Source organism: Sulfuritalea hydrogenivorans sk43H, assembly GCF_000828635.1.
GTDB lineage: Bacteria > Pseudomonadota > Gammaproteobacteria > Burkholderiales > Rhodocyclaceae > Sulfuritalea > Sulfuritalea hydrogenivorans.
This window is the reverse complement of record NZ_AP012547.1, coordinates 2,507,859-2,533,447: the sequence shown is the minus strand read 5'-3', so window position 1 is coordinate 2,533,447 and position 25,589 is coordinate 2,507,859. Positions and strand designations below refer to the sequence as shown.

Below are 25,589 nucleotides of genomic sequence, written 5' to 3'. Positions count from 1 at the left end.
GCTCTCAGCCCTGCGGAAACGTCACCACGTGGTCGACGACGAGGCGGATGCCGATCTTCTCGCCGATGGCATGATTGTGGTGGGAGGGCACCAGCGACAGCACCTGCGCGCCGGAGGCCAGGCGCAGGGTATAGAGAAACTCCGCGCCGCGAAAGGCCTTGGCGATGACCTCGGCCTTGACCCCGCTGTCGTCGTCGTGGACGACGTCGTCGGGGCGCAGCAGTACATCCAGACGGCAGCCGCGCTGGCATTCGGCGCAACTGGGGCCGCAGTCCATCGGCACGTCGGAGTCGAGCTGGCCCAGTTCCACTTTCACCACCTGCCGCGACATCACCTCGCCGGGCAGGAACACGCCCTGGCCGATGAAATCGGCAACGTGGCGGGTGGCGGGGCGGTGATAGAGGTTGTAGGGCGTGTCCCATTGTTCGATGCGGCCTTCGCGCATGATGCCGACCACGTCGGCGACGGCGAAGGCTTCGTTCTGGTCGTGGGTAACCAGCATGGCGGCCATGTTGGCGCGCTTGAGGATGTCGCGCACTTCCAGCGACAGGCGTTCGCGCAGCTCGACGTCGAGGTTGGAGAAGGGCTCGTCGAGCAGCAGCAGGTGCGGTTGCGGAGCCAGCGCGCGGGCCAGTGCCACGCGCTGCTGCTGGCCGCCGGAAAGTTCGTGCGGATAGCGTGCGCCGCGATCGGACAGGCCGATCAGTTCCAGCATTTCCTCGATGCGTCGCCGTGTCGCCAGCGCCGACTGTTCACGCAGGCCGAAGCCGATGTTGTCGGCGATCGACAGGTGCGGGAACAGCGCGTAATCCTGGAACACCATGCCGATGCGGCGCGCTTCGGCGGGTAGTTGCGTCTTCGCGCTGGCGATCGTCACGCCGTTGAGCCGGATGCTGCCGGCGGCGGGCATCTCGAAGCCTGCAATGAGCCGCAGCATGGTGGTCTTGCCGCAACCCGATGAGCCCAGCAGGCAGGCGATCTGCCCCGGCGCCAGGTCGAACGACAGGTCGCGCACCACGGCATGCTTGCCATAGGCGTGGCTGACATGATCGACTTCGAGCAAAGGCATGGCCGTTGGGCGGATGGCAGGTTGTGGAGAATGAGTCTCAATTATAATCGGCTGGCCGTGTCCCGCCCATCGACCCCCTCAGCACTTTCTGCCTTCTCCTTCGCGCTCGCGGTTCTGGTCGCGTTGCCGGTGCTCGCGGTGGGCGCCAATCTCTTCGCCAGCGGCACGGGCGAGACCTGGAGCCATCTGATGGCGACGGTGCTGCCCGAGTATGTGATGAATTCGATCTGGCTTTGTCTCGGTGTCGGCATCGGCGTCGCGGCCATGGGCACCGGCGCGGCCTGGCTGGTGGCGCTGAACGATTTTCCCGGCCGGCGCATTGCGGAATGGGCGCTGCTGCTGCCGATGGCGATGCCGGCCTATGTACTGGCCTACACCTATACCGATTTCCTGCAGTTCGTCGGGCCGGTGCAGACTTCGCTGCGTGAAAGCTTCGGCTGGAGCAAGGGCGATTACTGGTTCCCCGACGTGCGCTCGCTTTCCGGCGCCATCGTGCTGTTTTCCTGTGTGCTCTACCCCTACGTATACCTGCTGGTGCGCACCGCCTTCCTCGAACGCGCCGGCGGCATGATCGAGGCGGCTCGCGCGCTGGGCCTCAACCCCTGGCAGGGATTCTGGCGCGTCTCGATTCCGCTGGCGCGTCCCGCCATTGCCGCCGGCATGGCATTGGCATTGATGGAGACGCTGGCCGATTACGGCACGGTGGCCTACTTCGCGGTGCAGACTTTCACCACCGGGATTTACCGCGCCTGGTTCTCGCTGGGCGACCGGATTGCCGCCGCGCAACTCGCCGCGGCTTTGCTCGGTTTCGTCGCCCTGCTGATCCTGCTCGAGCGCGTCAGTCGCGGTCGCGCCCGCTATCACGACACCACCGGCCGGCGGCGCGCCACGCGGCAGGTGCTCACCGGCTGGCATGCGCTGCTGGCGCAGGTCGGCTGCGCGATTCCCGTCGTCATCGGCTTTGTTCTGCCGGCGATGCTGCTGCTGCGTCTTGCCATGGGCGATGCGGGCGAAGAGGGCGGCGGCTTCAGCGGACGCTTCTTGTTGCTGGCAAGGAACAGCCTGAGCCTGGCCCTGCTGGCGGCAATGCTGGCGGCAATGCTGGCACTGCTGCTGGGCTTCGCCGCGCGCGACGGGAACAGGCTGACGCGCCTGGCAAACCGCATCGTCGGCCTCGGCTATGCGGTGCCCGGTTCGGTCATTGCCGTCGGCGTGCTGATCCCGGTGACCCGTCTTGACCACCTGCTGGCAGCCTTGTGGCAACAAATGACGGGCGCCAATCCGGGGCTCATCCTGACGGGGGGCATCGCCGCCCTGGTGTATGCCTATCTGGCACGCTTCCTCGCGATTGCCCTGCAAACTGTGGAAGCGGGCTTGACCCGCATTACGCCGAGCATGGAAGCCGCGGCGCGCAGCCTCGGCAGCCGCCCCGGCGAAACCTTGCGCCGCGTGCATCTGCCGCTGATGCGCGGCAGCCTGCTGACGGCCGCGCTGCTGGTGTTTGTCGACGTGATGAAAGAACTGCCGGCGACGCTGGTCATGCGCCCCTTCAATTTCGACACGCTCGCTACCCAGACCTTCACGCTGGCCGCCGACGAACGCCTGGCCGAAGCTTCCAGTGCTGCCCTGGCCATCGTTGCGGTCGGCCTGCTGCCGATCATCCTGCTGGCCAGGCAGATTGCCGCCGGACGCAGCGAGATCAGTTCCTGTTAGGACTGGTTATAGGGACTTGTGCGTGCCGTCGCACAGCGCGCCGTTGCCGCTGTGCTTGCAGCCGCAGAAATACACGGTCCGGTTTTCATCGGCGGTGTACTTGACCGGCGTGAATTCCGATCCTTTGTGGCTGCCGTCGCAAAACGGCTGCGACTTGCTCCTGCCGCAGGAGCACCACCAGTAGTCCTTGCCTTGCTCCACATTGATGGCGAAGGGTGTTTTTGAAGCGATCTCAGGCTTGGACATGGTGTTCTCCATTGGTCGTGGTGGTGAATGCGCACTATAGGGACAATCGTCCAAGTGCGAAACGACACGACCGGAATTGATTGTTCCGGTTCGGCGAACAATGGGCAAAGTCGGCGCTGGTGACACGGCGACCGTGGGCCCGCGCTGCCCTCGCAGCGGGAGGCAGGGCTGCTACTTCCAGCCGGCGCGGTCGTAGATGCGCTGGGCGGCCACCGCGTTCTTCGCCAGCGTGGCCACCGGCAAATTGTCCGCCTTGAACTTGCCCATGGCGTCGAGCGCCGGGTTCCTGACGACAACACTGGCAACCGCCGGCCATTCGTTGTTGCCATCGGCGAAGTAGCGCTGGGCATCGTCGCTGGCGAGATATTCGAGGAACCTGATGGCGGATTCCTTATTCGGTGCGGTTTTCAGCATGCCGCCGCCCGAAATATTGATGTGGGCGCCGAAACTCTTCTGGTTCGGCCAGATGATGGCGATGCGTTCCATCAGGCGCCGGTCTTCGGGTTTTTCGGAACGCAGCAGGCGCGCAAGATAGTAGGTATTGGAGACAGCGACACCGCATTCGCCGGCGGCGACCGACTTGATCTGGTCGGTGTCGCCGCCCTTGGGAGCGCGGGCGAAATTGGCAACCACGCCGCGCGCCCATTCTTCGGCCTTGGCTTCGCCGATATGGCCGATCAGCGCGGCCATCAGCGAGATATTGTAGGGATGGCTGCCCGAGCGCGAGCAGACCTTGCCTTTCAGCCTGGGGCTGGCCAGGTCTTCGTAGTTCTGCACGTCTTCAGGCTTCACCAGGTCCTTGTTGGCGACGATGACGCGGGCGCGGGTCGAGAAGGCAAGCCAGTCCGGGCTGCGCAGGTTCGCCGGAATGCGCTCTTCGAGCAGCTTCGACTTTATCGGGGCGAACAGGCCCAGTTCGTCTGCCTTGGCCAGGCGTGCCGCGTCGACGGTAAGGAAGATATCGGCCGGGCTGTTGGCGCCTTCGTTGCGGATGCGCTCCAGAAGTTCGTCTTCCTTGGCTTCGATGCGATTGATCTTGATGCCCGTCTGCCGGGTGAAGTTCGCATAGAGCGCTTCGTCCGTCTGGTAGTGGCGGGCGGAGTAGAGGTTGAGGGTCTTTTCCTGCGCCGAGACGACAGGGGCGCCGAGGGCGAGCAGGGCAAGCACGGTGAGAGGCAGGCGGCAGGATTTCATGGCGAACAATTCCGGGGGAAGTTGATGTTGCGATGAATTGTATTAAGAATCATTCGCAATTGCAAGGCCAAATAAAGCCAGCGTATGGCTGGCGTCGGGGCAAAGCGAGCGACTATTCTAGGCTGATGCGACGAGCGCCGTTGAAGCGCTTCATCCAGTAGCCGTCGCGCAAATCTTCGATGCGGACGCGGCCGCCGGTACGCGGAGCATGCACGAACTGGTTGTCGCCAAGATAGATGCCGACATGGGAGAAGGCGCGGCGCATGGTGTTGAAGAAAACCAGGTCGCCGGGCCGGAGTTCATCGCGGGTGACGATCTCGCCCGACTTGCTCATTTCCTTCGAGCTGCGCGGCAGGATCAGCCCGAGGCCTTCGCGGAAGACATGGCTGACAAAACCGGAACAATCGAAGCCGGCTTCCGGGGAACTGCCGCCGCGACGATAGCGGATGTCGAGCAGGTCCATGGCCTGGTCGATCGCATCCTGTGCCGTCGCCGTGGCGCGATCAACGAAGGAAACCTGCAATGGCGGCGGCACCACAATGGGTTCGTCGGCACGGACAGGGGAGGAAACAAGCAGGCCGGCAAGCAGAAAAATACTCGCCAGGCGGATGGGCATTCCTTGCATGGGGCCGGACTATAGTCCCGACCGCTACCCCTGTAAACCCCGTTTCGGTTGCGGATTCAGCGTCTTGTAAGGCTCGTCTGGCTATAATCGACCGCTTGCGTATGGAAGAAATCGCAGCGGCCGGGTGCTGACCGGGCACGAATTCGAGGAGGCTATCGTGGGTTTCAAGGCTTACCTGATCAATCAAGAAGACGGCAAGGTGGTCAGCCGCTTCGTCGACATGGACGAGTCGCAACTCGACAGCGGCGAAGTCACCATAGCGGTGACGCACTCCAGCATCAACTACAAGGACGCCCTGGCGGCGACGGGGGCGGGGCGCATCATTCGCCGCTTTCCCTGCATCGGCGGCATCGACCTGGCCGGGCGGGTGACCGCCAGCGCCGACTCCCGTTTCAAACCCGGCGACGAGGTTCTGGCGACGAGCTACGACATCGGCGTTGCCCATCACGGCGGGTACGCTGAAATGGCGCGTCTGCCGGCGGACTGGGTGGTCAAGTTGCCGGCCGGCCTTTCCCTGCATGACGCAATGGCGCTGGGCACGGCCGGATTCACCGCGGCGCTTGCCGTGGTGCGCATGGAACATGACGGTTTGACGCCGGACAAGGGCCCGGTGGTCGTGTCGGGTGCTACCGGTGGCGTCGGCAGCATCGCGATCGAGATTCTGGCCAAGCGCGGCTATCACGTCGTCGCCCTGACCGGCAAAGAGGCCGAGAGCGACTATTTGAAGGGCTTGGGCGCCAGGGAAGTCCTGCTGCGCCAGTCGCTTGATCTGGCGAAGATCAAGCCCCTGGGCAAGGAAACCTGGGCCGGCGCGGTGGATAACCTCGGCGGTGACGTACTGGCCTGGATGGCCAGCACCATGAAGGTCGGCGGCGCGCTGGCGTCGATCGGCCTCGCCGCCAGTTTCAGCCTCAACACCACCGTCATGCCTTTCATCCTGCGTGGCGTCAGCCTGCTTGGCATCGATTCCGTGAACTGCCCGATGGCACAGCGCGCCGAGGTTTGGCGACATCTGGCGACCGACATGCATCCGGCCGACCTGACGTCGGGCGCGGCGCAGATGGTTCGCGACATCGCCTTTGCCGATTTGCCGGCGGCGTTTGATGACTACATCCAGGGACGCATCAAGGGTCGCGTCGTGGTCAATGTCGCCGCCTAGGACGGGAAGCACCGCAGCGCCTTTATCCAACCGAACAACAACAGCACTGAAGGATCGTCATGGGAAAATATGCAGAGTTCTACAAGCGTTCCATCGAGCAAAGGGATGACTTCTGGGCCGAGCAGTCGGCGCTGATCGATTGGCAAACGCCTCCGCAGAAGATCTGTGACTTCTCAAAGCCGCCGTTCGCCAACTGGTTTGTCGGCGGCAAGACCAACCTCTGCCATAACGCCGTCGATCGCCACGCCGCCAAGCGTCCCAATGATCGCGCCCTGGTCTATATCTCCACCGAGACCAACGAGGAAAAGAGCTACACCTTTGCCGAACTGAAGTCTGAAGTGATGCGCGCGGCGGCGATCATGAAGTCGCTTGGCGTCGGCCGTGGCGACCGCGTGCTGATCTACATGCCTATGATCGCCGAGGCGACCTTTGCGATTCTCGCCTGCGCCCGGATCGGCGCCATCCATTCGGTGGTGTTCGGCGGTTTTGCCTCCGGCTCGCTGGCAACGCGCATCGACGATGCCAAGCCGAAACTGATTGTTTCGAGCGACGCCGGCATGCGGGCTGGCCGGGCGGTGCCCTACAAGCATTTGCTGGATGAGGCCTGCAAGCTGGCGCAGTTCCCGCCGGAAAAGGTGCTGATGATCGATCGCGGCCTGGACAAGGGCTGGCCGAAAGTGGCCGGGCGCGATGTCGACTACGCCGAACTGCGCGCGAAGCACATGAATGCCGACGTGCCCTGCGAGTGGATGGAGTCGACCGAGCCGTCCTACATCCTTTACACCTCCGGCACGACCGGCAAGCCGAAGGGCGTGCAGCGCGATACCGGCGGCTATGCCGTGGCGCTGGCGGCCTCGATGAAGCATATCTTCCAGGGCGGCGAGGGCGAGACCATGTTCTCCACGTCCGACATCGGCTGGGTGGTCGGCCACAGCTACATCATCTACGGCCCGCTGATCGCCGGCATGGCCACCATCATGTACGAGGGCACGCCGATCCGTCCCGACCCCGGCATCTGGTGGCAACTGGTCGAGAAGTATAAGGTCAATGTCATGTTCTCGGCGCCGACCGCCGTTCGCGTGCTGAAGAAGAGCGACAACAGCTGGCTGCACAAGTACGACTTGTCATCGCTCAAGCACCTGTTCCTGGCCGGCGAGCCGCTCGACCAGCCGACGCACGAATGGATCATGGGCGAGCTCAAGCTGCCGGTGATCGACAACTACTGGCAGACCGAGACCGGCTGGCCGATCCTGTCGACCGTACGCGGCGTCGAGGACACCAAGATCAAGTTCGGCACGCCGAGTTTCCCGGTATATGGCTACGACCTGCGCATCTTCCGCGAAGACGGTACGGTCTGCGATGCCAATGAAAAAGGCATTGTCGGCATCGTGCCGCCGCTGCCGCCGGGCTGCCTCTCCACCATCTGGGGCGACGATGACCGCTTTGTCAGCACCTATTTCAGCCTGTTCAAGGAGCCGCAGGTCTATTCGTCCTTCGACTGGGGCATCAAGGACGACGAGGGCTACCACTTCATCCTGGGCCGCACCGACGACGTCATCAACGTCGCCGGCCATCGTCTCGGCACTCGCGAGATCGAGGAAGCGGTGCAGGGCCATGCCGCGGTCGCGGAAGTGGCCGTGGTCGGGGTCAGCGACCAGTTGAAGGGCCAGGAGCCGGTCGCCTTCGCCGTGGTCAAGGATCCGGCGCGCATAGCCACCCCCGAGTTGCGCGCCGCGCTGGAGGCGGAGATCAAGAAGGTGGTCGACGGCAATCTGGGCGCCATCGCGCGGCCGAAGCGGGTGCATTTCGTCACGGGCCTGCCCAAGACGCGCTCGGGCAAGATGCTGCGGCGTTCGATTCAGGCGCTCGCCGAAGGTCGCGATGCCGGCGACCTGACAACGATCGACGACCCGTCGACCCTGGAACAGATCAAGGCGGCGTTGGCGGGCTGATAAACAGTTTGACCGGGGGCGCGATTCGGGTAGAATTCGCGCCTCTTTTGCAGGCAGCAGGCGCGTAGCTCAGCTGGTTAGAGCACCACCTTGACATGGTGGGGGTCGTTGGTTCGAGTCCAATCGCGCCTACCAACACCACGAAACGGCCGCAGGATTTTTCCTGCGGCCGTTTTGTCTTTTCAGTCGTCGATTCGGCTGTGCCACCAGAGGCGGAAGTCGCGGCACAGTCCGTCGCCGTCGAATTCGACGATGGCCATGCCATCAAGCGCCAGGCGCGGCAACGGGTCGCCGGGCTTTCGCGCCAGCATGTTGGTGCCGGTCGATGCCGCCCACATCTTGAACATGTCTTCGGAGGTTACCTGATAGGTGGTGTGCCAGTGGGCGATGCCCCCGGTGGCATGGCGCTGGAGCACTTCGTAGGTTAACTTGATGTCGGTTTGCAACTTGGTGCGCTGCCAGTACTGCTTGATGGCTTCATGGCCCTGCTGGACGGCAAACGGGGTGTTGCGGTAAGCGCCGTCGGGTGTGAACAGCGATGCCAGCAGGTTCTCGTCGCTGGTTTCCCAGGCGCGCTTGTAGTTCTCCATGAATCCGTCGATATTCATAATTCCTCCCTGTTTGCCTGTAATGAGAGCGGAATCATGCCGTAAGGCAAAGAGCCGCTGTGATAAAATTTCGTTGAACATATTTGCAGGGCGCACCGCGTGATTTTCGCGTGAACCGTGCGCCCTGTTGCTTTTCTGGAGCAAGCCAAATGCCGGTGATCACCCTGCCCGATGGATCGAAACGCGAATACCCGGACGCACTGACGGTAGCGGAGGTGGCCGCATCGATTGGGGCCGGCCTGGCCAAGGCGGCGCTGGCCGGTCGCGTCGATGGCGTGCTGGTCGACACTTCCTTCCTGATCGAACGCGACGCCCAGCTTGCGATCGTCACCGAAAAGGATGCCGAGGGCCTCGACATCATCCGTCATTCGACCTCGCATCTCATGGCTTATGCAGTCAAGGAACTGTTTCCCGAGGCGCAGGTGACCATCGGCCCGGTGATCGAAAACGGCTTCTACTACGACTTTGCCTGCAAGCGGCCGTTCACGCCGGAAGACCTGGAGGCTATCGAAAAGCGCATGGCCGAACTGGCGAAGAAGGATTTTCCGGTCACCCGCGAAGTCTGGTCGCGCGACAAGGCGGTGGAGTTCTTCAAGTCCATCGGCGAGCACTACAAGGCCGAACTGATTGCGGCGATTCCGCAGGGCGAGGATGTGTCGCTGTATCGCGAGGGCGACTTCATCGACCTGTGCCGCGGCCCGCACGTGCCGTCGACCGCCAAGCTCAAGCATTTCAAGTTGATGAAGGTCGCCGGCGCCTATTGGCGCGGCGACTCGAAGAACGAGCAGTTGCAGCGTGTTTATGGCACGGCCTGGGCCAAGAAGGAAGAGCTCGATGCCTACCTGCACATGCTGGAGGAAGCCGAGAAGCGCGACCACCGCAAGCTCGGCCGCCAGCTCGACCTGTTCCACCTGCAGGAAGAGGCGCCCGGCCTGGTGTTCTGGCATCCGCACGGCTGGACCGTGTGGCAGGAAATCGAGCAATACATGCGTCGCGTCTATCGCGACAACGGCTATCAGGAAGTGCGCTGCCCGCAGATTCTCGATCGCAGCCTGTGGGAGCGCTCCGGTCACTGGGAACACTACAGCCACAACATGTTCACCACGTCTTCGGAGAACCGCGATTACGCGGTGAAGCCAATGAACTGCCCGGGGCATGTGCAGATTTTCAATACTGATGTGCGCTCCTACCGTGACCTGCCGCTGCGCTACGGCGAGTTCGGCTCCTGCCATCGCAACGAACCCTCGGGCGCGCTGCATGGCGTGATGCGCGTGCGCGGCTTCACCCAGGACGACGGGCACATTTTCTGCACCGAAGACCAGATCCAGGCCGAAGTGACGGCTTTCAACGATCTGGTGCGAGTCGTTTATGCCGATTTCGGCTTCCACGAAGTCGCCGTCAAGCTGGCACTAAGGCCGGAGGGCCGGGTCGGTGCGGATGACTTGTGGGACAAGGCGGAGAGTGCGCTACGCGCTGCGCTGACCGCCAGCGGCTTGAGTTGGGAGGAACTTCCCGGCGAGGGCGCTTTCTATGGGCCCAAGATCGAGTTCCACATCAAGGACGCCATCGGCCGTTCCTGGCAATGCGGCACCGTGCAGGTCGATTTCTCGATGCCCGAGCGTCTCGGCGCCGAATTCGTCGGCGAGGACAACGCCCGCCACACGCCGGTGATGCTGCATCGGGCGATCCTCGGCTCGCTGGAGCGATTCATCGGCATCCTGGTCGAAAACCACGCCGGCGCTTTCCCGCTCTGGCTGGCGCCGGTGCAGGTGGTGGTCATGAATATCTCCGAAGCGCAGACCGATTACGCCGAAAATGTGGCGAAAATGCTGCGCGAAGCCGGCCTGCGCGTCGAGAGCGATTTGCGCGGAGAGAAAATAAACTATAAAATACGCGAACATAGCTTGTTGAAGCGGCCTTACATCGTTGTCGTGGGTGACAAGGAAAAGGCCGCTGGGTTGGTCGCTTTACGTGCCCGCGGCAATCAGGATCTCGGGCAGATGTCCCCCCAGGCCTTGATCGAACGTCTGTTGCATGAAAAATGCACCAGAAGCGTAGCGGTCTGATTTTTTGAATTTTTTGGAGATTTGAACCATCGCTCAGGATAAATCGCAGCGTCTCAACGAAGAGATCACCACCCCCGAGGTTCGTCTGGTCGGGGAAGACGGAGAACAACTGGGCATCGTCCCGATTCGTCAGGCGCTGGCACTGGCTGAAGAAGCCGGTGTGGATCTGGTGGAAATCGCTCCAACCGCTGTGCCGCCTGTCTGCAAGATCATGGACATCGGCAAGTTCAAGTATCAAGAGGCAAAGCGCCAGCACGAGGCCAAGCTGAAGCAGAAGCAGGTGGTGGTGAAGGAAGTCAAGTTTCGCCCGGGTACGGACGAGAACGATTACCAGATCAAGCTGCGCAATGTGATCAAGTTTTTGAGCGAAGGCGACAAGGCAAAGATAACGCTGCGCTTCCGCGGACGTGAAATGGCGCACCAGGAAATCGGCATGCGCATGCTGGAAAGAATCAAGGCCGACCTCGAGCAGCAGGCGATGGTCGAGCAGTGGCCGAAAATGGAAGGACGTCAGCTCATCATGGTGCTGGCCGCTTCCAAGAAAAAGCCGCACTGAGGTAGTAACAGAATTTGTTCCGCATGCCCGTCATGCGGAAACAAGAAGTGGTTGCGGGTCACCAAGCATTCCCGAGGCGGGAAACACCTGGCAGCCATGTAATAGGGAGAATCTTCGATGCCGAAGATGAAGACCAAGAGCGGTGCCAAGAAGCGCTTTGTCGTGCGCGCTTCCGGCGGCATCAAGCGCGGGAGTGCGTTCAAGCGCCACATCCTGACCAAGAAAACCACCAAGAGCAAGCGCCAGTTGCGCGGCGTGCACACCGTGCATGCGTCCGACGCGAAGTCCGTCCGCGCCATGCTGCCCAACGGTTAAGGAGAGACGCCATGCCAAGAGTTAAACGTGGTGTAACGGCGCGCGCGCGCCACAAGAAGGTCCTTGACCTCGCCAAGGGTTACCGCGGCCGTCGCAGCAAGGTCTATCGCATTGCCAAAGAGGCGGTGATGAAGGCCGGGCAATACGCCTACCGCGACCGTCGTCAGCGCAAGCGGCAGTTCCGTGTCCTGTGGATCGCCCGTATCAATGCGGCGGCCCGCGAACTGGGCATGAAGTACAGCACCTTCATGAACGGCCTGAAGAAGGCTTCGATCGAAGTCGATCGCAAGGTGCTGGCTGACCTCGCGGTGTTCGACAAGCCGGCATTCGCCGCCCTGGCCGCGCAGGCCAAGGCCAAGCTGACGGCCTGAGTTTCGCTGTACCCGGAGAAGGAGGCCCAGGGCTGTTGGGGCCTCCTTTTTTACTTTTGCTTTTGCGTCGCGATCAATGGATAACCTGGATCAACTCGTAGCTTCCGCCACGTCCGACTTCGCTGCCGCCACCGAGTCGGCCAGGCTGGAAGACGCCAAGGCACGCTACCTGGGCAAGGAGGGCTCGCTCACCGCGTTGCTCAAGGGGCTCGGCAAACTGCCGGCGGAGGAGCGCAAGAGCGCCGGTGCGGCGATCAATGTCGCCAAGGAGCGCATAGAGTCGGCGCTGGCGACACGGCGCGAAGCGCTTAAGAGTGCCCAGCTCGAAGCCCAGCTGGCGACGGAAGCGCTGGACGTCACGCTGCCCGGCCGCGGCCTGCCGCGTGGCAGCCTGCATCCGGTGATCACCAGCCTGGATCGCATCGAGCGACTGTTCCGCTCGATCGGCTTCGACGTGGCCGACGGCCCCGAGATCGAGACCGATTGGCACAACTTTACCGCGCTGAACACGCCCGAGAATCATCCGGCGCGTTCCATGCACGACACGTTTTACCTGCAGGGCGAGGACGGCAAGGTGCAGGACGACGTGCTGTTGCGCACCCACACCAGCCCGGTGCAAATCCGCGCGATGCTGGCGCACACGGAACGCAACAAGCATCGGGAATCCATACCGGAACTGCGCGTGATCTGCCCCGGTCGTGTCTATCGCGTTGATTCCGATGCCACGCATTCGCCGATGTTTCATCAGGTCGAAGGCCTCTGGGTTGGCGAGAACGTCAGCTTCGCCGACCTCAAGGGCGTGGTTGCGGATTTCCTGCGGCGCTTCTTCGAATCCGACGATCTGAAAGTGCGTTTCCGTCCTTCCTTCTTCCCGTTCACCGAGCCTTCGGCCGAAATCGATGTCGCCTTCATGAGCGGCGCGCTGGAAGGCCGCTGGCTGGAAATCGCCGGTTGCGGCATGGTGCATCCCAATGTGCTGCGCTTCGGCGGCTTCGACCCGGAAAAGTACACCGGTTTCGCTTTCGGCATGGGCCCGGACCGGCTGACCATGCTGCGTTATTCGATCCCTGATCTGCGCCTGTTCTTCGAAGGCGATCTGCGCTTCCTTTCGCAGTTCCAATAATGGCCCCCCACGCTCGCAAACCCGGCTCGCTGCCCCCCACCGGGGGGCGCATGTCCCCTTGGGGCGGCCCGGCGAGGACTTGATCCATGCAATTCTCCGAATCCTGGCTGCGCAGCCTCTGCAATCCCTCCCTGTCGAGCGAGGAACTCTGCCATGTGCTGACCATGGCCGGCCTTGAAGTCGAGGAACGCCGTCCCGCCGGCGCCGACTTTTCGAATGTCGTCGTGGCTCACGTAATGAGCGTCGACAAGCATCCCGATGCTGACAAGCTCAAACTCTGCTCGGTCGATGTCGGCGAAGCCGGCCCGCTGCAGATTGTCTGTGGCGCGCCGAATGTCGCCGCCGGCATGAAGGTGCCATGCGCGCGGGTCGGTGCCAAATTGCCGGGTATTGAAATAAAACAGGCCAAGGTGCGCGGCATCGAGAGCTTCGGCATGCTCTGCTCTGCGCGTGAACTTGGTCTTTCCGACGACCATGGCGGGCTGTTGCCGTTGGCTGCCGATGCGAAAGTCGGCGAGGACATCCGCCGCCATCTCGATCTCGACGATCACCTGATTACCCTCAAGCTGACGCCGAACCGCGCCGATTGCCTGTCGCTGCTCGGCATCGCGCGCGAACTCTCGGCGTTGACCGGTGCGCCGCTGCTGGCGCCTGAAGTCAAGCCGGTGGCGGCGGTTGTCGCCGACACGCGCGAGATCGTGCTCGATGCGCCGCAGTCCTGTTCGCGCTATTGCGGCCGCATCATCCGCAACGTCAATGCCAAGGCGCCGACGCCGGAATGGATCAAGCGACGCATCGAGCGCAGCGGCATCCGCTCGATTTCCTTCCTGGTCGACGTCACCAATTACGTGATGCTCGAACTCGGCCAGCCGCTGCACGCCTTCGACGATGCGGAACTTTCGGGCGCGATCCACGTGCGTCTGCCCAGGGCTGGCGAGCAACTTCTTCTATTGAACGAACAGACCGTGACGCCGTCGGCGGACACCGCCCTGATTGCCGATGACGCGAAGCCGCTGGCGATGGCCGGCATCATGGGCGGCGAACATTCGGGCATCAACGACGGCACCCGCGACCTGTTCCTCGAAAGCGCCTTCTTCCCGCCGGCGGCGATCGCCGGCAAGGCGCGGGCGCTGGGTTTCTCGTCGGACGCCTCGCACCGCTACGAGCGCGGCGTCGATTTCGAACTGCAGCGCAAGGCCATCGAGCGCGCGACGCAACTGATTCTGGACACCTGCGGCGGGCAACCCGGCCCGGTGATCGAGGCGGTCTCGGCCGCACATCTACCTTCGCGCAAACCGGTGCGTTTGCGCACGGCGCGGGTCTCCAAAGTGCTGGGCATCGCGCTTGATGCCGAACGCATCGAAGGCATGCTGAAGGGCCTTGGCCTCGCGGTCGAGCGCCAGGGCGACGACTTCCTCGTCACGCCGCCGTCCTTCCGCTTCGACATCGAGATCGAAGAGGACCTGATCGAGGAAATCGCCCGCATTCATGGCTACGACAACATTCCGTCGCAGCCGCCCGTGGCGCGAATGGCAATGATGCCGGCCACGGAGACCAGCCGTACGCCGATGACACTGCGCCGCATGGTCGCCGAGCGGAACTATCACGAAGTGGTGACCTTCAGCTTCGTCGAGGCCGCGTGGGAAGCCGACTTCGCCGCCAACAAGGCTCCCATCGTGCTCGCCAATCCCATCGCCAGCCAGATGGGCGTCATGCGCTCCTCGCTGATCGGCGGCCTGGTCGGAACGCTGGTCGCCAATCGCAAACGGCAGAGCGAGCGGGTCCGCGTATTCGAACTGGGGCGCTGCTTTCGCAAAGATCCCGCCGCGGGTCCGGTGGATGGTTTCGCTCAGCCGCTGCGTCTGGCTGGCCTTGCCGCCGGCCCGGCCGTGCCCGAACAATGGGGCGCACCGGCCAGTCGGGTGGACTTCTATGATGTCAAGGCCGATGTCGAAGCCTTGTTCGCGCCGCGCCGCCTCCAATTCGCCAAGGCCGAATATCCCGCCCTGCATCCGGGCCGCTGTGCCACCGTCAGCCTCGATGGACAGACCGTCGGCATCATTGGCGAACTGCATCCGCGCTGGGTGCAGAAATACGAGTTGGGCACCGCCCCGGTGGTTTTCGAGCTCGAATTGGCGGCGCTGCTGGCAACCCCGTTCCCCGAATATGTCGAGGTCTCCCGCTTCCCCGCCGTGATCCGCGATCTGGCCTTGGTGGTGCCGCAGAGCCTGATCCTGGAGCCGTTGCTGGCCGCCCTGCGCGCCGCTGCGCCGGCCATTGTTCGCGATGTGGCGCTGTTCGACGTTTATCAGGGCAAGGGCCTGGCCGAAAACGAAAAGAGCCTTGCCTTTCGGATAGTTATGCAAGATACTCAACGTACTCTCGAGGATGCCGAAGTCGAGGCGGTGATCGCCAATCTGCTGGCGGTTGCCACTCGCGACTTCAGTGCGTCTCTGCGGGGCTAAATGCGGTCGGAGCTTATATGACATTGACAAAGGCGGAACTCGCCGATCTGCTGTTCGAGAAAGTCGGGCTCAACAAGCGCGAAGCCAAGGATATGGTCGAGGCTTTTTTCGACGAAGTACGCCTCGCGCTGGAAAAGGGCGACTGCGTGAAGCTCTCGGGCTTCGGCAATTTTCAGCTGCGCGAAAAGCCGCAGCGCCCCGGACGCAATCCCAAGACCGGCGAAGAGATCCCGATTACCGCGCGCCGCGTCGTTACCTTCCACGCCAGCCAGAAACTCAAGGCGGCGGTCGAGGCTTTCCCGCGTGGCAACAGCCAGCAATAGCCGGGACGAACTGCCGTCGATTCCGGCCAAGCGCTACTTCACTATCGGTGAGGTGAGCGAGTTGTGCGGCGTCAAGCCGCATGTCCTGCGCTACTGGGAGCAGGAGTTCACCCAGCTGCGCCCCGTCAAGCGGCGAGGCAACCGCCGCTACTATCAGCATCATGAAGTCCTGCTGGTGAGGCGGATTCGCGAGCTGCTGTACCAGGAAGGTTTTACCATCAGCGGCGCGCGCAATCGCCTCGAGGATGGCCCGGGGAAGGCGCACGATGTGCCGGACGCGGTGGTCGGCGAATCGCAATCGTCGCTGCGTGCGGAACTGGCCTCAATCATAGAATTTCTTCGCGTTTCCTGAAGCAGTTCGCAAAGCCGAATTACTGGCGCGCGTGCTTTCGCTTTGCGTGACGAGGCCCCCTCTTGGGGGCCGTCAATGTCGGGAATTGCGCTTCGTGCGCCGACAAAGCATTGGCAAGCGTTTCCTTTGGTATAATTTCATTTGTCGGGGCGTGGCGCAGCCTGGTAGCGCACTTGCATGGGGTGCAAGGGGTCGCGAGTTCGAATCCCGCCGCCCCGACCAGTAATACCAAGGGTTTCCGGTTAAACGCTGGAAACCCTTTTTCCTTGTTGTGCGGATTATCCAAAGAAGTGCCTGATAGCGCGTTTGGCTATAAATCAATCACGGCTGACAATCTGACTCATGACCACCCAGACCAAATTCTGCTACCACTGCGGCGCACATCATCCGGTTGAGGAGATGCGCCAGATCGAAACCAAGGCGGGAAAACGCTGGCGCTGCATTCGCAGTATCCAGGCCACGCAGAAGACTGCGGAAGCCCGCGACGCCTTTGGTCGCCAGGTATCCGCGATGAATACCGCGGAAGCCAGAAGCCACGCCCGGCGCCTGAACGAGCTTCGCCAGGACAAGTGACCGCATGGCTGCAGTTGCGGCCTGCCGAGGGGTGATCCGTTCGCTGGAACCTCTTTCACATCGTTTGAGAAGCGGAAACAGGGGGATATTCCTCGTTAATTTCCGGATTACGGGGTGACTGTCCCGGGCGCAGGATGATGGAAACGTCAAGCCTCAAGAGGACAATTCCATGCGCATTGAATCCGTCGAACTGGTTGCCCTGCCCAACGCTCCTGCCTGGCAGGAGAAGGTCTACCGAGCCCACCTTGATACCGGCGAGGACATGGATTTGTTTCAGCAGCATTGGGATGTCCCATTGCCGCCCGAAAGCCTGGTTGGCCTGACGGTCGAAGAGGCGCGAAAAAAGCGGAATGAACGGATGTTCGCCATCGCTTCCGGCAATCACTGACGCCGGCCCGCGAAGCGGAATTCCCGGCGCGCAAAGCGCAAGTCCCGTCCGGCCGGATCAGCCGGGCGATTTGAAGGGAAGATGGCCAGCGGTTTCCGCTTCGTAGTCCTGCATCGCTGAATCCTCGCGGGCGATGAAGTCCGCCACAGCCCTGCGCATGCCGGGATTGGCGATCCAGAATGCCGACCACGTCGGCACCGGCTCGAAGCCGCGGGCAAGCTTGTGTTCGCCTTGCGCACCCGGCTCGAAGCCTTGCAGGCCGTGGCGAATGCAGTATTCGATGCCCTGGTAGTAACAAAGCTCAAAGTGCAGTCCGGGCATTCCGACCTCGGTGCCCCAATGACGGCCATACAGCGTGCGGGTGTCGCGATAGCAGATGGCGGATGCCACCGGCTGTTCGTCGCGGAAGGCGATGAAGACCACCATCCGGCGGGCGAGCAGGGCGCCCGCTTCGATGAAGAACTCGACGGGAAATGCCGGGTGATTGCCGTAGCGGGCGAAGGTGTCGCGATACTGGCGATGGATTGCATGCCAGAGCCCGGGGTCGATTTCATCGCCATGCCGGGCTTCCATTCTCAGCCCGGATTCGCGCACCAGACGGCGCTCGCGCTTGAGCTTCTTGCGCTTGTCGGCGGTGAAGCCGGCGAGGAAGTCGTCGAAGTCGCGGTAAGCCCGATTGAACCAGTGGAACTGTACGCCACGCCGCATCAGGAGGCCGGCTTCGGCCAGCAGGCTGCGATCCGCTTCCTCGACGAACAGGCATTGCCAGGACGAAGCCCCGAGTTGGCGGGCGACGTCCACTGCGGCTTCGACCAGTACCGGCGCCACGGCATCGCGTTCGATGCCCTGCCGCACCAGCAGGCGCGGCCCCGGCGAGGGCGTGTAGGGCACGCCGCTGACCAGCTTGGGATAGTAGGCGAGGCCGGCGCGTTGCCAGGCCGACGCCCAGTTCCAGTCGCGCGAGAAGTCGCCGAAGGAATGATTGCGCAGGTAGAGCGGCAGAAGCCCCAGCAGCAGGCCGTCTTCATGCAGCCCCAGATGCCGCGCCTGCCAGCCCATCGCCGTACCGGCAGCGCCGACTTTCTCGGCGGTACCGAGAAAGGCCCGGCTGACGAAAGGATCGCCGTCGTGATCGAGCGCGGCCCAGTCGGTCCGGGCAATGTCGGTGGCGGCGTGGTGCAGGACGATTTCCATTGGCCGCAATCCTACTCCGCGCCCGCCATCAAGCCGGATTCCGGATTGTGATGACCTGCGGGATGGAGGCATAGTCCTGCTCTGTTCCGGCCATCGGTGGCGGATTGCGATGAGCTAAAATGGGCGTTGGTTTTACGATCTTCCAGACTCTGACTCCATGCGCATTCTGCTCAGCAACGACGACGGCTATTTCGCGCCGGGGCTCGCCCAGCTTGCGGCCAGCCTCGCCGATCTTGGCGACGTTTCGGTGGTTGCGCCCGAGCGCAATCGCAGCGGAGCAAGCAACTCATTGACGCTGGATCGGCCGCTCTACCTGCGCCAGGCGGCCAATGGCTTCATGTATGTCAGCGGCACGCCAACGGATTGCGTGCATCTGGCGGTGACCGGGGTGCTCGATCACCAGCCCGACATGGTCGTCTCGGGCATCAATCTCGGCGCCAACATGGGCGACGACACGATCTACTCCGGCACGGTGGCCGCGGCCACGGAAGGCTATCTGCTCGGCGTGCCTTCAATTGCCGTATCGCTGGCCAGTTTCGAGGGACGGCATTTCGCCACGGCGGGACGCGTGGCGCGCGAACTCGTGCAGCGTTTCAGCGCCACGCCATTTCCCGAGCCGATTCTCTTGAATGTCAATGTGCCGGATATCCCCTACGCGGACCTGCGCGGTATCAAGATCACCCGTCTGGGGCGCCGCCACAAGGCGGAACCGGCCGTCAAATCGGTGAGCCCGCGCGGCGAGACCATGTACTGGATCGGCGCCGCTGGTCCGGCTGCCGATGCCGGTGAAGGCACGGATTTTCATGCGGTGGAAAACGGCTGGGTGTCGATTACGCCGCTGCAAATCGATCTCACCCATGCGGCGCAGGTGTCCGACGTGCGCCGCTGGTTCAATCCGGAACAATGAATACGGCCGCGGTCACCGGCATTGGCATGACTTCGCAGCGCACCCGTACGCGCATGGTGGAACGCCTGCGCGAACAGGGCATTCGCGATACCCGGGTACTGCACGCGATGGGCCTGGTGCCGCGACACATTTTCATCGAGCAGGCGCTGGCGAATCGCGCCTACGACGACACGGCGCTGCCGCTCGGTTTTGGCCAGACGATCTCGCAACCCTACGTGGTGGCGCGCATGATCGAGATACTGATGGCCGGCCGCGAGTTGGGCAAGACGCTGGAGATCGGCGCCGGCTGCGGTTATCAGGCGGCCATCCTCGGCGTCCTGTCGAAGCACGTATTCGCCGTGGAGCGCGTTGCGCCCTTGCTGGCGCGGGCTCGCGATAACCTGAAACAGCTCAAGCTTTCGCATATCCGCCTCAAGCACGCCGATGGCAATCTTGGCCTGCCGGAAGCCGCGCCATTTGATACCATCATATTGGCCGCCGCCGCGGCCGACGTGCCGCAGACCCTGTTGGCGCAGTTGGCGAAAGGGGGGCGGCTGGTGATGCCGCTGGGCAGCGCGGAACAGGTGATCAGCCTGGTCGAGCGCACTGAAGGCGGCTTTGTCGAAACACGATTTGACGCGGTGCGCTTCGTGCCGCTGTTACCGGGAGTGGAATGAACGCTGCGCGCCTGATGCTGGTAATGCTGCTGCCGATCATTGCCGGCTGCGCCAGCCATGCGCCCGCGCCGGTGGAGGAGCGGGGCGGCGCCCCCGCCGCGACAAAACCCGCGGCTCCGGTGCAGGCAGCGGCGACGACGGATTCCCGGATCGGCTATCACAGCGTGAAGAAGGGCGACACGCTCTACAGCATTGCGCTGGACAACGGCCAGGACTACAAGGACGTGGCGGCCTGGAACAATCTCGAAAACCCCAACCGGATCATGATCGGCCAGCAGCTGCGCGTTACGCCGCCCGACAATGGCGCTCCGGTTGCGGTGGCCAAGCCAGTGAGTTCCGGCGGGCCGATCGAAGTGAAACAGTCGGCCACGCCTGCCAGCAGCAATACGGATACCCTCAAGCGCGAGCCGAGGGGCGGCAAGCTGGCCTATTCCGAGGAGGCGCTGGCCAGGGCACGACAGGGAGAAGCGGCCGCCAGGCCGGTGGACACCAGGCCCGAGCCGAAGCCAGTCGAAGCGCAGCCGGTCGACAAGCCGGTTGTCGCCGGTGACGAGGTGGAGTGGATGTGGCCGGCCAGCGGCAAGCTGATCACGCCATTTGCCGAGGGGAGCAGCAAGGGCATCGATATCGCCGGCAAGGGCGGAGACCCGGTGCTGGCGGCGGCGGGCGGCGTGGTGTCATACGCCGGCGCGGGTTTGCGCGGGTACGGCAATCTGGTGGTGCTGCGCCACAATGGAACCTATCTGTCGGTGTATGCGCATAACAGCAAGATTCTGGTCAAGGAAAAGCAGACGGTGACCAAGGGCCAGAAGATTGCCGAAATCGGAAGCACCGACTCGGACAGTCCGCGGCTGCATTTCGAGATTCGTCGCCAGGGCAAGCCGGCCGATCCGCAGAAGTTTCTTCCTGCCCGCTGATGCGCCATGGGGGACGAGGCCTTCCCGGCGGATCGCGAAGAAGCTGAAGCCGTGGCGGACTCGCACGAGTCCGGCCTGATCGAAGACATCACCCAGGTCTATCTCCACGAGATCGGCGCAACGCCGTTGCTGACTGCCACGGAGGAGATCAGCCTGGCGCGTGCCACCCGGGATGGCGACTTTGCGGCACGCCAGCACATGATCGAAGCCAATTTGCGGCTGGTGGTGAGCATCGCCCGGCACTACATGCATCGTGGCCTGCCACTCGACGACCTGATCGAGGAAGGCAATCTGGGGCTGATCCATGCGCTGGAGAAATTCGATCCGGAACGCGGATTCCGCTTTTCGACCTACGCCACCTGGTGGATTCGGCAGCATGTCGAACGCGCGATCATGAACCAGTCGCGCACCGTGCGTTTGCCGATCTACGTGATCAAGGAGCTCAACCTCGTGTTGCGCGCCATGCGCCGGCTCGATCGCGAGCGCAATCCGCAGGATGACGCGCATGGCGCCATGCTGGAAGACGTGGCGCGCCTGCTCGATCGCCCGGTGGACGAGATACGGCAACTGCTGATGCTCAACGAGCGTTCCACCTCGCTCGATTCGCCGCTCGACATCGATCCCGATCTGTCGATGTCCGATTCGATGGCCGATGACGCAGCCGAAAATCCGGAGAGCCATCTTGCCCAGCATGAGGCCGAGGGCCTCGTTGCGGAATGGGTGGCGCAGCTTACCGAGCGCCAGCGTCTGGTGGTCGAACGCCGCTATGGCCTGGGCGGGCAGGACGCCAGCACGCTGGAAAGCATCGCCGTTGATCTGGACTTGACGCGCGAACGGGTGCGGCAGATACAGATGGAGGCGCTATCCAAACTGCGGAAGCGCATCGCACGTGACGGGCTGACGCCCGACGCGCTACTTTGAGTCGCGCAAGGCGGTAGCGAGGTCCATGACGGCCGCGGCGTAGAAGCTGCTGCGGTTGTAACGCGTGATGACATAGAAGTTGCGATAGCCGAGACGGTGCTCCGTGGCGGCGCCCGGGGTGGCCAGGTCGATCAGCGCGGCCGGTCGTTCGGGAATCGCCGTGTCGCCAGCGCCGACTGTCAGGATGCTGACGTTGGCAAGCGCCATCTGCTGCTGCGTATGCTTCGGTGCGATGCCTTGGTCGATCAGCGCTTGCACGCCGTCGCCGGTGGCGGTGACGATTGCGGCGATCGGCGCATCCCTTTCCCAGCCATGCTCGGCCAGGAAATTGGCCACGCTGCCGATCGCATCGGCCGGACTGGCGGTGAGATCGATGCGGCCGTCCTGGTCGAAATCGATGGCGAAACGCCGTCGGGAGGAAGGCAGGAATTGTGGCAAGCCCAGGGCACCGGCGTACGAACCGGTATAGCTCAGGACGCTGCGGTTCTCCTCGCGCGCCAACAGCAGCAGTTCTTCCAGTTCCCCGCGAAACAGCTCTGCGCGTGGCGGGTAGTCGAAGGCCAGCGTGGTCAGCGCGGCGAAGGTGTCGAAGCGGCCCAGTTGTTTGCCGTAGAGGGTCTCGACGCCGATGACTGCCGCGATGACCTCGGCCGGCACGCCATAGCGCGTTGCCGCCGCTGTGAGGTCCGCGGCATGGATGTGCATGAAGCGCCTTCCGGCGGCGATGCGCCGGGGCTCGACAAAGCGTCCCCGATAAGCCTGCCAGGAGCGCACGGCGGGATCCTTGGGCGGCATGATCGCCTTGATCACCGCGGCGACCGGTTTGGTCCGGCGGAACAGCGCATCCAGGACGCCGGCATCGAATCCGTGCCGGCTGTGCATGTCCTCGACGAATGCCCGCACATCGGCGCGTTGCGCATAGGGTTCCGCAGCGGCGACGGCACCGGGCAGGATCAGCAATAAAAGCAGGAGCAGGCGTGTCATGGCTTGAAAGCGGCGATTTTCATCTTGAGTTGCGCCAGGTCGGGGAGTTGCGGCGTCGGACCATAGCGTAGCCGCGCATACAGCTCGGCGATCTCGCGAATAGTTTGGGCTTGTGCGGGGATTTGCACGGCGGCGCGTTCGGCAAAGGCCTGCGGACCTTCCCATGGCCGCCATGCAACGCCGTGCCTGGCCAGGCGGGCGGTGAATCGCCGCCATGCGGCAAGTGCCGGATCGACGCGCATGCGGTTGCGCAAAATCCAGCCGGTCAGTCCGAGCATGACCGCACCGCAGAGCACCGAAAGGACTGCGGTCATGCTGCGCCAGTCAGGCTCAGTCATTCCCAGGCTGGCAAGCAGGTCGCGTTGGCGCTGCGGGTTGTAGCCGAGCACCCACTGATTCCAGCCATTGGTGACGGCGTCGAGGCGGTTGCGCAATTCCTTGAGCCAGGCCAGATCGCCGCGCGCCAGAAACGGCAGTGGCTCTCCCGAGGGGACGGCGGCGGCAAGGTTGCTGTTGATCCGGCTCGGCGCGGAAATCGCCGTCGGATCGACGCGCATCCAGCCGCGTCCGGCAATCCAGACCTCGGTCCAGGCATGGGCGTCGTACTGGCGCACGACCAGAAAGCCGTCCACCGGATTGACTTCGCCGCCCTGGTAGCCGGCCACTACCCGTGCCGGAACGCCGGCGGCGCGCAGCGCGAAGACAAAGGCGGCGGCAAAGTGTTCGCAGAAGCCGCGCTTGGTATCGAACAGGAACTCGTCGACCATGTCGGCGCCCAGCAGCGGCGGATTCAGCGTGTAGATCAGCAGTTGCCGATTGAACAGGTCCTCCGCGGCGGCGAGGATCGCAGCGCCGTCGTTGCCGTGCTGCGCGCGCCAGCCCTCGCTGATGGCGCGTGTGCGGGGGTTTCCGCCTTTCGGCAGCGCCAGCGCATCGCGCAGAATGCCGGGTGTCTCGTTCGCGCCGGCGATCGCTTCCGGCCAGGCGCGTTGCGCATAGCGCATGCGGTTGCGCACGGCCTGGCGCGCGACGGGCTGGTAGTCGCTGGTCAGCCCGCTTTCCGGCGGCAGGCTGGCAGGCAGTTCCAGCGAAAACAGCCAAAATTTTCCATGCGGCTCCAGCGTCACTTCGTAGTCCACCGGCTGGCCGATTCCTGGATACGGAATTTCGGAATACGCGCCCCGGGTTTGCGCGACGCGCCAGCTGCGGCCGTCAAACGCCGGCATCACCGGGCCGCGCCAATACAGCTGTGACTGCGGCGGAACTTCGCCCTTGAACTGCACCCGGAAGGCGATCGCATCGGACTGCGAGAGCTGTGCGATCGAACCGGGTGCCATCGTGTCGGACACTCCGGAGACCGCGGAAAAGCGATCCTGCGGGATGCCCCACAGCGGCCCCTGGACGCGCGGGAACAGGAGGAACAGCAGCAGCATGAAAGGCAGCGCCTGCCCCAGCATCAGTCCGGCACGGCGAATTTGCTGCCGTGGCGACGGGCGGTCATCGCTGGCGGCGAGCAGGGTGGCGGTAGTGATCAGCACGGTCATTGCCGCCAGCAGCGCCGTGGGAATGGTTTGGGTAAACAGGAACTGGCCGAGGACCAGGAAGTAGCACAACAAGGCCGTGGCCACCGCATCGCGCGCAGTGCGCAGTTCGAGCAGCTTGAGGCCGAGAAAGACCACCAGCAGGGCAATTCCGGGCGTGCGGCCGAGGATGGTCCGGTACTGCATCAGTACGCCTGCGGTGCCGGCAACTACCAGCAGGACCAGCAGCCAGCGCGGCGGCAACCGCCATTGCCACCAGGTGAGTGCCGCACGCCAGCTGAATGCGGCCCCGGCGGCAAGCGAGAGCCACAGCGGAAGCTGCGGAGTCAGCGGCAGGAAGGCCGCCAGCGCGGTAGCCAGCAGCCACCACGCCTGGCGTCGGCTGACGGGGCGGTTACTGCGAGCCATGCAAGGCCAGTGCGCGCAGTCCGGCGCCAAGTTGCGTCGGACCGTTGTCGGGGGCCAGGCGCAGCGCAGGCATTCGCAGGCCCCAGGCGAATCCTGCTGCTTCGGCATCGATCATCCAGCGCGCAAGAATTGACAGGCGCTGCTCGGTGTCGAGCGCAGCGGGCAAATCGTTCCACTCCAGCCAGAGCTGCTGTGCCGACGCGCCCGAGAACAGCTTGGTCAGCAGCGGGCCGTCATGCTGGCGGGCCACGGCCTTCCAGGCCACATGGTGAGGCGAGTCCGCCTCCTGGTGTTTGCGCAGGCCGGAGAAATCATCCGCGCCGTTGCCGTCCCTGGTCGAGCCTCCTGCGGATTCGCCGTGCCAGGGCAGGGGAGGCGCCTTGGCGGCCGGTGCCGGATAGATCAGGCAGTTCATGTCGGGAACCGCATAACTCCATGCACGTACCAGCCCCAGGGGCCACGTGGTCTCGATGGTGAGCCGCGACAGCGGCAGCCAGCCGCGCTTCGTGGCGGGAACGTGCAGTGCGGCTGTGGTGCTGGTGTGCGGGCCGATGTCCACCTCGATCGGAGCTTGGTCGTCGAGGAACAGGCGCAGGCTGGTGCGCGCATCCGGACGCTGGTTCTCCAGCACCAGATCGAATTGGGCCGAGCTTCCGGCGAATACGGGCTCGCAGCGGCCCGGGCGAATCGAGACGAGGGCGATGTTGCGGAAAGTGTGGAGAATGGCCACGATGCCCAGCCCGGCCAGAAGAAACACCAGGGCGTGTCCCAGGCTCAGGTTGTAGTTCATCGCACCGAGCAGGATGACGCCGAGCGCGGCGGCATAGGCCAGGCCGGCACGCGTCGGCAGCACATAGACGCGGCGCTGGGTGAGGATGATCGGGGCCGGTTCCGGCGGGCGCACGCGCAGTGCCCAGCGAACGAAAGCTTCGTGCAGCCGGTGGCGCAGGGTGCCAGGCATGT

Annotated in this window: 26 protein-coding genes and 2 tRNA genes; 19 read left to right on the top strand and 9 right to left on the bottom strand. The window is 63.6% G+C overall.

Annotation, left to right across the window (positions count from 1 at the left end; all coding sequences use genetic code 11):
- Positions 1 to 4: 4 nt before the first annotated feature.
- Positions 5 to 1,069 (bottom strand): ABC transporter ATP-binding protein, encoded by a 1,065-nt coding sequence (locus tag SUTH_RS12195; RefSeq protein WP_041099582.1) that lies wholly within the window; start codon positions 1,067 to 1,069, stop codon positions 5 to 7.
- A gap of 30 nt (positions 1,070 to 1,099) precedes the next feature.
- Between SUTH_RS12195 and SUTH_RS12190 the strand changes: the two genes are divergently transcribed.
- Positions 1,100 to 2,782 carry an ABC transporter permease gene (locus tag SUTH_RS12190; RefSeq protein WP_052473594.1) on the top strand — a complete coding sequence of 561 codons (1,683 nt, stop codon included), beginning with the start codon at positions 1,100 to 1,102 and terminating at the stop codon, positions 2,780 to 2,782.
- Positions 2,783 to 2,788: 6 nt separating this feature from the next.
- Here SUTH_RS12190 and SUTH_RS12185 read toward each other — a convergent pair whose 3' ends face one another.
- The 3 genes from SUTH_RS12185 to SUTH_RS12175 all read right to left on the bottom strand — a co-directional run bounded on the left by SUTH_RS12185 (position 2,789) and on the right by SUTH_RS12175 (position 4,847).
- A complete protein-coding gene (locus SUTH_RS12185; RefSeq protein WP_041102273.1) occupies positions 2,789 to 3,028 on the bottom strand; it encodes a CDGSH iron-sulfur domain-containing protein in 240 nt (79 codons plus the stop codon).
- Between the two features lie 171 nt (positions 3,029 to 3,199).
- A complete protein-coding gene (locus SUTH_RS12180) occupies positions 3,200 to 4,222 on the bottom strand; it encodes a Fe(3+) ABC transporter substrate-binding protein (protein ID WP_041102272.1) in 1,023 nt (340 codons plus the stop codon).
- Positions 4,223 to 4,334: 112 nt separating this feature from the next.
- Positions 4,335 to 4,847, bottom strand: a complete 513-nt coding sequence (locus SUTH_RS12175; protein ID WP_231851003.1) for a C40 family peptidase — start codon at positions 4,845 to 4,847, stop codon at positions 4,335 to 4,337.
- 157 nt (positions 4,848 to 5,004) lie between these two features.
- Between SUTH_RS12175 and SUTH_RS12170 the strand changes: the two genes are divergently transcribed.
- From SUTH_RS12170 to SUTH_RS12160, 3 genes are all read left to right on the top strand, one after another.
- Positions 5,005 to 6,006, top strand: a complete 1,002-nt coding sequence (locus SUTH_RS12170) for an oxidoreductase (RefSeq protein ID WP_231851002.1) — start codon at positions 5,005 to 5,007, stop codon at positions 6,004 to 6,006.
- A gap of 59 nt (positions 6,007 to 6,065) precedes the next feature.
- On the top strand, positions 6,066 to 7,958 hold the full coding sequence (locus SUTH_RS12165) for a propionate--CoA ligase (RefSeq protein WP_041099580.1): 1,893 nt from the start codon (positions 6,066 to 6,068) through the stop codon (positions 7,956 to 7,958).
- Between the two features lie 58 nt (positions 7,959 to 8,016).
- Positions 8,017 to 8,093 (top strand) — tRNA-Val (locus SUTH_RS12160).
- 47 nt (positions 8,094 to 8,140) lie between these two features.
- Here the strand turns inward: SUTH_RS12160 and SUTH_RS12155 are convergent.
- Positions 8,141 to 8,566, bottom strand: coding sequence for a YybH family protein (locus SUTH_RS12155; RefSeq protein WP_041099578.1), 426 nt, complete (start codon positions 8,564 to 8,566; stop codon positions 8,141 to 8,143).
- Positions 8,567 to 8,715: 149 nt separating this feature from the next.
- On the opposite strand from SUTH_RS12155, the gene thrS reads away from it, so the two are divergent.
- From thrS to SUTH_RS12100, 11 genes are all read left to right on the top strand, one after another.
- Positions 8,716 to 10,632, top strand: a complete 1,917-nt coding sequence (gene thrS, locus SUTH_RS12150) for a threonine--tRNA ligase (protein ID WP_041099576.1) — start codon at positions 8,716 to 8,718, stop codon at positions 10,630 to 10,632.
- A gap of 28 nt (positions 10,633 to 10,660) precedes the next feature.
- Positions 10,661 to 11,188, top strand: coding sequence for a translation initiation factor IF-3 (infC, locus tag SUTH_RS12145; protein ID WP_084207380.1), 528 nt, complete (start codon positions 10,661 to 10,663; stop codon positions 11,186 to 11,188).
- Between the two features lie 117 nt (positions 11,189 to 11,305).
- The gene (gene rpmI / locus SUTH_RS12140) at positions 11,306 to 11,503 is read left to right on the top strand and encodes a 50S ribosomal protein L35 (RefSeq protein ID WP_041099572.1); all 198 of its coding nucleotides are present in this window, start codon (positions 11,306 to 11,308) and stop codon (positions 11,501 to 11,503) included.
- An 11-nt stretch (positions 11,504 to 11,514) separates the two neighbouring features.
- Positions 11,515 to 11,874 (top strand): 50S ribosomal protein L20, encoded by a 360-nt coding sequence (rplT, locus tag SUTH_RS12135; protein WP_041099570.1) that lies wholly within the window; start codon positions 11,515 to 11,517, stop codon positions 11,872 to 11,874.
- 76 nt (positions 11,875 to 11,950) lie between these two features.
- Positions 11,951 to 12,997: a phenylalanine--tRNA ligase subunit alpha gene (gene pheS, locus SUTH_RS12130; protein ID WP_041099568.1), complete on the top strand. Its 1,047-nt coding sequence runs from the start codon at positions 11,951 to 11,953 to the stop codon at positions 12,995 to 12,997.
- Between the two features lie 86 nt (positions 12,998 to 13,083).
- On the top strand, positions 13,084 to 15,462 hold the full coding sequence (gene pheT / locus SUTH_RS12125; protein ID WP_041099566.1) for a phenylalanine--tRNA ligase subunit beta: 2,379 nt from the start codon (positions 13,084 to 13,086) through the stop codon (positions 15,460 to 15,462).
- A 17-nt stretch (positions 15,463 to 15,479) separates the two neighbouring features.
- On the top strand, positions 15,480 to 15,785 hold the full coding sequence (locus SUTH_RS12120) for an integration host factor subunit alpha (protein WP_041099564.1): 306 nt from the start codon (positions 15,480 to 15,482) through the stop codon (positions 15,783 to 15,785).
- Positions 15,766 to 16,137, top strand: a complete 372-nt coding sequence (locus SUTH_RS12115) for a MerR family transcriptional regulator (protein ID WP_041099562.1) — start codon at positions 15,766 to 15,768, stop codon at positions 16,135 to 16,137. Before SUTH_RS12120 ends, SUTH_RS12115 begins: the two co-directional genes overlap by 20 nt.
- Before the next feature lie 145 nt (positions 16,138 to 16,282).
- Positions 16,283 to 16,359: transfer RNA gene (locus tag SUTH_RS12110), tRNA-Pro, on the top strand.
- Positions 16,360 to 16,479: 120 nt separating this feature from the next.
- Positions 16,480 to 16,710, top strand: a complete 231-nt coding sequence (locus SUTH_RS12105; protein ID WP_041099560.1) for a hypothetical protein — start codon at positions 16,480 to 16,482, stop codon at positions 16,708 to 16,710.
- 169 nt (positions 16,711 to 16,879) lie between these two features.
- Positions 16,880 to 17,098: a hypothetical protein gene (locus tag SUTH_RS12100; protein WP_041099558.1), complete on the top strand. Its 219-nt coding sequence runs from the start codon at positions 16,880 to 16,882 to the stop codon at positions 17,096 to 17,098.
- A gap of 57 nt (positions 17,099 to 17,155) precedes the next feature.
- Here the strand turns inward: SUTH_RS12100 and SUTH_RS12095 are convergent, their stop codons facing one another.
- Positions 17,156 to 18,292 (bottom strand): GNAT family N-acetyltransferase, encoded by a 1,137-nt coding sequence (locus SUTH_RS12095; protein WP_041099556.1) that lies wholly within the window; start codon positions 18,290 to 18,292, stop codon positions 17,156 to 17,158.
- Positions 18,293 to 18,449: 157 nt separating this feature from the next.
- On the opposite strand from SUTH_RS12095, the gene surE reads away from it, so the two are divergent.
- The 4 genes from surE to rpoS are packed head-to-tail and all read left to right on the top strand — an operon-like array spanning position 18,450 to position 21,693.
- Entirely contained in the window at positions 18,450 to 19,199 is a 750-nt protein-coding gene (gene surE, locus SUTH_RS12090) for a 5'/3'-nucleotidase SurE (protein WP_041099554.1), read from the top strand.
- The gene (locus SUTH_RS12085) at positions 19,196 to 19,855 is read left to right on the top strand and encodes a protein-L-isoaspartate(D-aspartate) O-methyltransferase (RefSeq protein ID WP_041099552.1); all 660 of its coding nucleotides are present in this window, start codon (positions 19,196 to 19,198) and stop codon (positions 19,853 to 19,855) included. The genes surE and SUTH_RS12085 overlap by 4 nt, the downstream gene beginning before the upstream one ends.
- Positions 19,852 to 20,772 (top strand): peptidoglycan DD-metalloendopeptidase family protein, encoded by a 921-nt coding sequence (locus tag SUTH_RS12080; RefSeq protein WP_041099549.1) that lies wholly within the window; start codon positions 19,852 to 19,854, stop codon positions 20,770 to 20,772. Before SUTH_RS12085 ends, SUTH_RS12080 begins: the two co-directional genes overlap by 4 nt.
- Before the next feature lie 6 nt (positions 20,773 to 20,778).
- Positions 20,779 to 21,693, top strand: coding sequence for an RNA polymerase sigma factor RpoS (gene rpoS / locus SUTH_RS12075; protein WP_041099547.1), 915 nt, complete (start codon positions 20,779 to 20,781; stop codon positions 21,691 to 21,693).
- Here rpoS and mltB read toward each other — a convergent pair.
- From mltB to SUTH_RS12060, 3 genes are read right to left on the bottom strand one after another with little or no spacing between them, the layout of a single operon-like run.
- The gene (gene mltB / locus SUTH_RS12070; protein WP_041099546.1) at positions 21,685 to 22,677 is read right to left on the bottom strand and encodes a lytic murein transglycosylase B; all 993 of its coding nucleotides are present in this window, start codon (positions 22,675 to 22,677) and stop codon (positions 21,685 to 21,687) included. The two genes, rpoS and mltB, sit on opposite strands and share 9 nt — an antisense overlap.
- A complete protein-coding gene (locus SUTH_RS12065) occupies positions 22,674 to 24,626 on the bottom strand; it encodes a transglutaminase TgpA family protein (protein ID WP_041099544.1) in 1,953 nt (650 codons plus the stop codon). Before SUTH_RS12065 ends, mltB begins: the two co-directional genes overlap by 4 nt.
- Entirely contained in the window at positions 24,613 to 25,587 is a 975-nt protein-coding gene (locus SUTH_RS12060) for a DUF58 domain-containing protein (RefSeq protein WP_052473593.1), read from the bottom strand. The genes SUTH_RS12065 and SUTH_RS12060 overlap by 14 nt, the downstream gene beginning before the upstream one ends.
- Between the last annotated feature and the right edge of the window lie 2 nt (positions 25,588 to 25,589).

What these genes read in the sequence shown, in the direction of transcription:
- SUTH_RS12195 (WP_041099582.1), bottom strand. Translation starts at nt 1,069, where the DNA reads ATGCCTTTGCTCGAAGTCGATCATGTCAGCCACGCCTATGGCAAGCAT.
- SUTH_RS12190 (WP_052473594.1), top strand. Translation starts at nt 1,100, where the DNA reads ATGAGTCTCAATTATAATCGGCTGGCCGTGTCCCGCCCATCGACCCCC.
- SUTH_RS12185 (WP_041102273.1), bottom strand. Translation starts at nt 3,028, where the DNA reads ATGTCCAAGCCTGAGATCGCTTCAAAAACACCCTTCGCCATCAATGTG.
- SUTH_RS12180 (WP_041102272.1), bottom strand. Translation starts at nt 4,222, where the DNA reads ATGAAATCCTGCCGCCTGCCTCTCACCGTGCTTGCCCTGCTCGCCCTC.
- SUTH_RS12175 (WP_231851003.1), bottom strand. Translation starts at nt 4,847, where the DNA reads ATGCAAGGAATGCCCATCCGCCTGGCGAGTATTTTTCTGCTTGCCGGC.
- SUTH_RS12165 (WP_041099580.1), top strand. Translation starts at nt 6,066, where the DNA reads ATGGGAAAATATGCAGAGTTCTACAAGCGTTCCATCGAGCAAAGGGAT.
- SUTH_RS12155 (WP_041099578.1), bottom strand. Translation starts at nt 8,566, where the DNA reads ATGAATATCGACGGATTCATGGAGAACTACAAGCGCGCCTGGGAAACC.
- thrS (WP_041099576.1), top strand. Translation starts at nt 8,716, where the DNA reads ATGCCGGTGATCACCCTGCCCGATGGATCGAAACGCGAATACCCGGAC.
- rpmI (WP_041099572.1), top strand. Translation starts at nt 11,306, where the DNA reads ATGCCGAAGATGAAGACCAAGAGCGGTGCCAAGAAGCGCTTTGTCGTG.
- rplT (WP_041099570.1), top strand. Translation starts at nt 11,515, where the DNA reads ATGCCAAGAGTTAAACGTGGTGTAACGGCGCGCGCGCGCCACAAGAAG.
- pheS (WP_041099568.1), top strand. Translation starts at nt 11,951, where the DNA reads ATGGATAACCTGGATCAACTCGTAGCTTCCGCCACGTCCGACTTCGCT.
- pheT (WP_041099566.1), top strand. Translation starts at nt 13,084, where the DNA reads ATGCAATTCTCCGAATCCTGGCTGCGCAGCCTCTGCAATCCCTCCCTG.
- SUTH_RS12120 (WP_041099564.1), top strand. Translation starts at nt 15,480, where the DNA reads ATGACATTGACAAAGGCGGAACTCGCCGATCTGCTGTTCGAGAAAGTC.
- SUTH_RS12105 (WP_041099560.1), top strand. Translation starts at nt 16,480, where the DNA reads ATGACCACCCAGACCAAATTCTGCTACCACTGCGGCGCACATCATCCG.
- SUTH_RS12100 (WP_041099558.1), top strand. Translation starts at nt 16,880, where the DNA reads ATGCGCATTGAATCCGTCGAACTGGTTGCCCTGCCCAACGCTCCTGCC.
- SUTH_RS12095 (WP_041099556.1), bottom strand. Translation starts at nt 18,292, where the DNA reads ATGGAAATCGTCCTGCACCACGCCGCCACCGACATTGCCCGGACCGAC.
- surE (WP_041099554.1), top strand. Translation starts at nt 18,450, where the DNA reads ATGCGCATTCTGCTCAGCAACGACGACGGCTATTTCGCGCCGGGGCTC.
- SUTH_RS12085 (WP_041099552.1), top strand. Translation starts at nt 19,196, where the DNA reads ATGAATACGGCCGCGGTCACCGGCATTGGCATGACTTCGCAGCGCACC.
- SUTH_RS12080 (WP_041099549.1), top strand. Translation starts at nt 19,852, where the DNA reads ATGAACGCTGCGCGCCTGATGCTGGTAATGCTGCTGCCGATCATTGCC.
- rpoS (WP_041099547.1), top strand. Translation starts at nt 20,779, where the DNA reads ATGGGGGACGAGGCCTTCCCGGCGGATCGCGAAGAAGCTGAAGCCGTG.
- mltB (WP_041099546.1), bottom strand. Translation starts at nt 22,677, where the DNA reads ATGACACGCCTGCTCCTGCTTTTATTGCTGATCCTGCCCGGTGCCGTC.
- SUTH_RS12065 (WP_041099544.1), bottom strand. Translation starts at nt 24,626, where the DNA reads ATGGCTCGCAGTAACCGCCCCGTCAGCCGACGCCAGGCGTGGTGGCTG.
- SUTH_RS12060 (WP_052473593.1), bottom strand. Translation starts at nt 25,587, where the DNA reads ATGCCTGGCACCCTGCGCCACCGGCTGCACGAAGCTTTCGTTCGCTGG.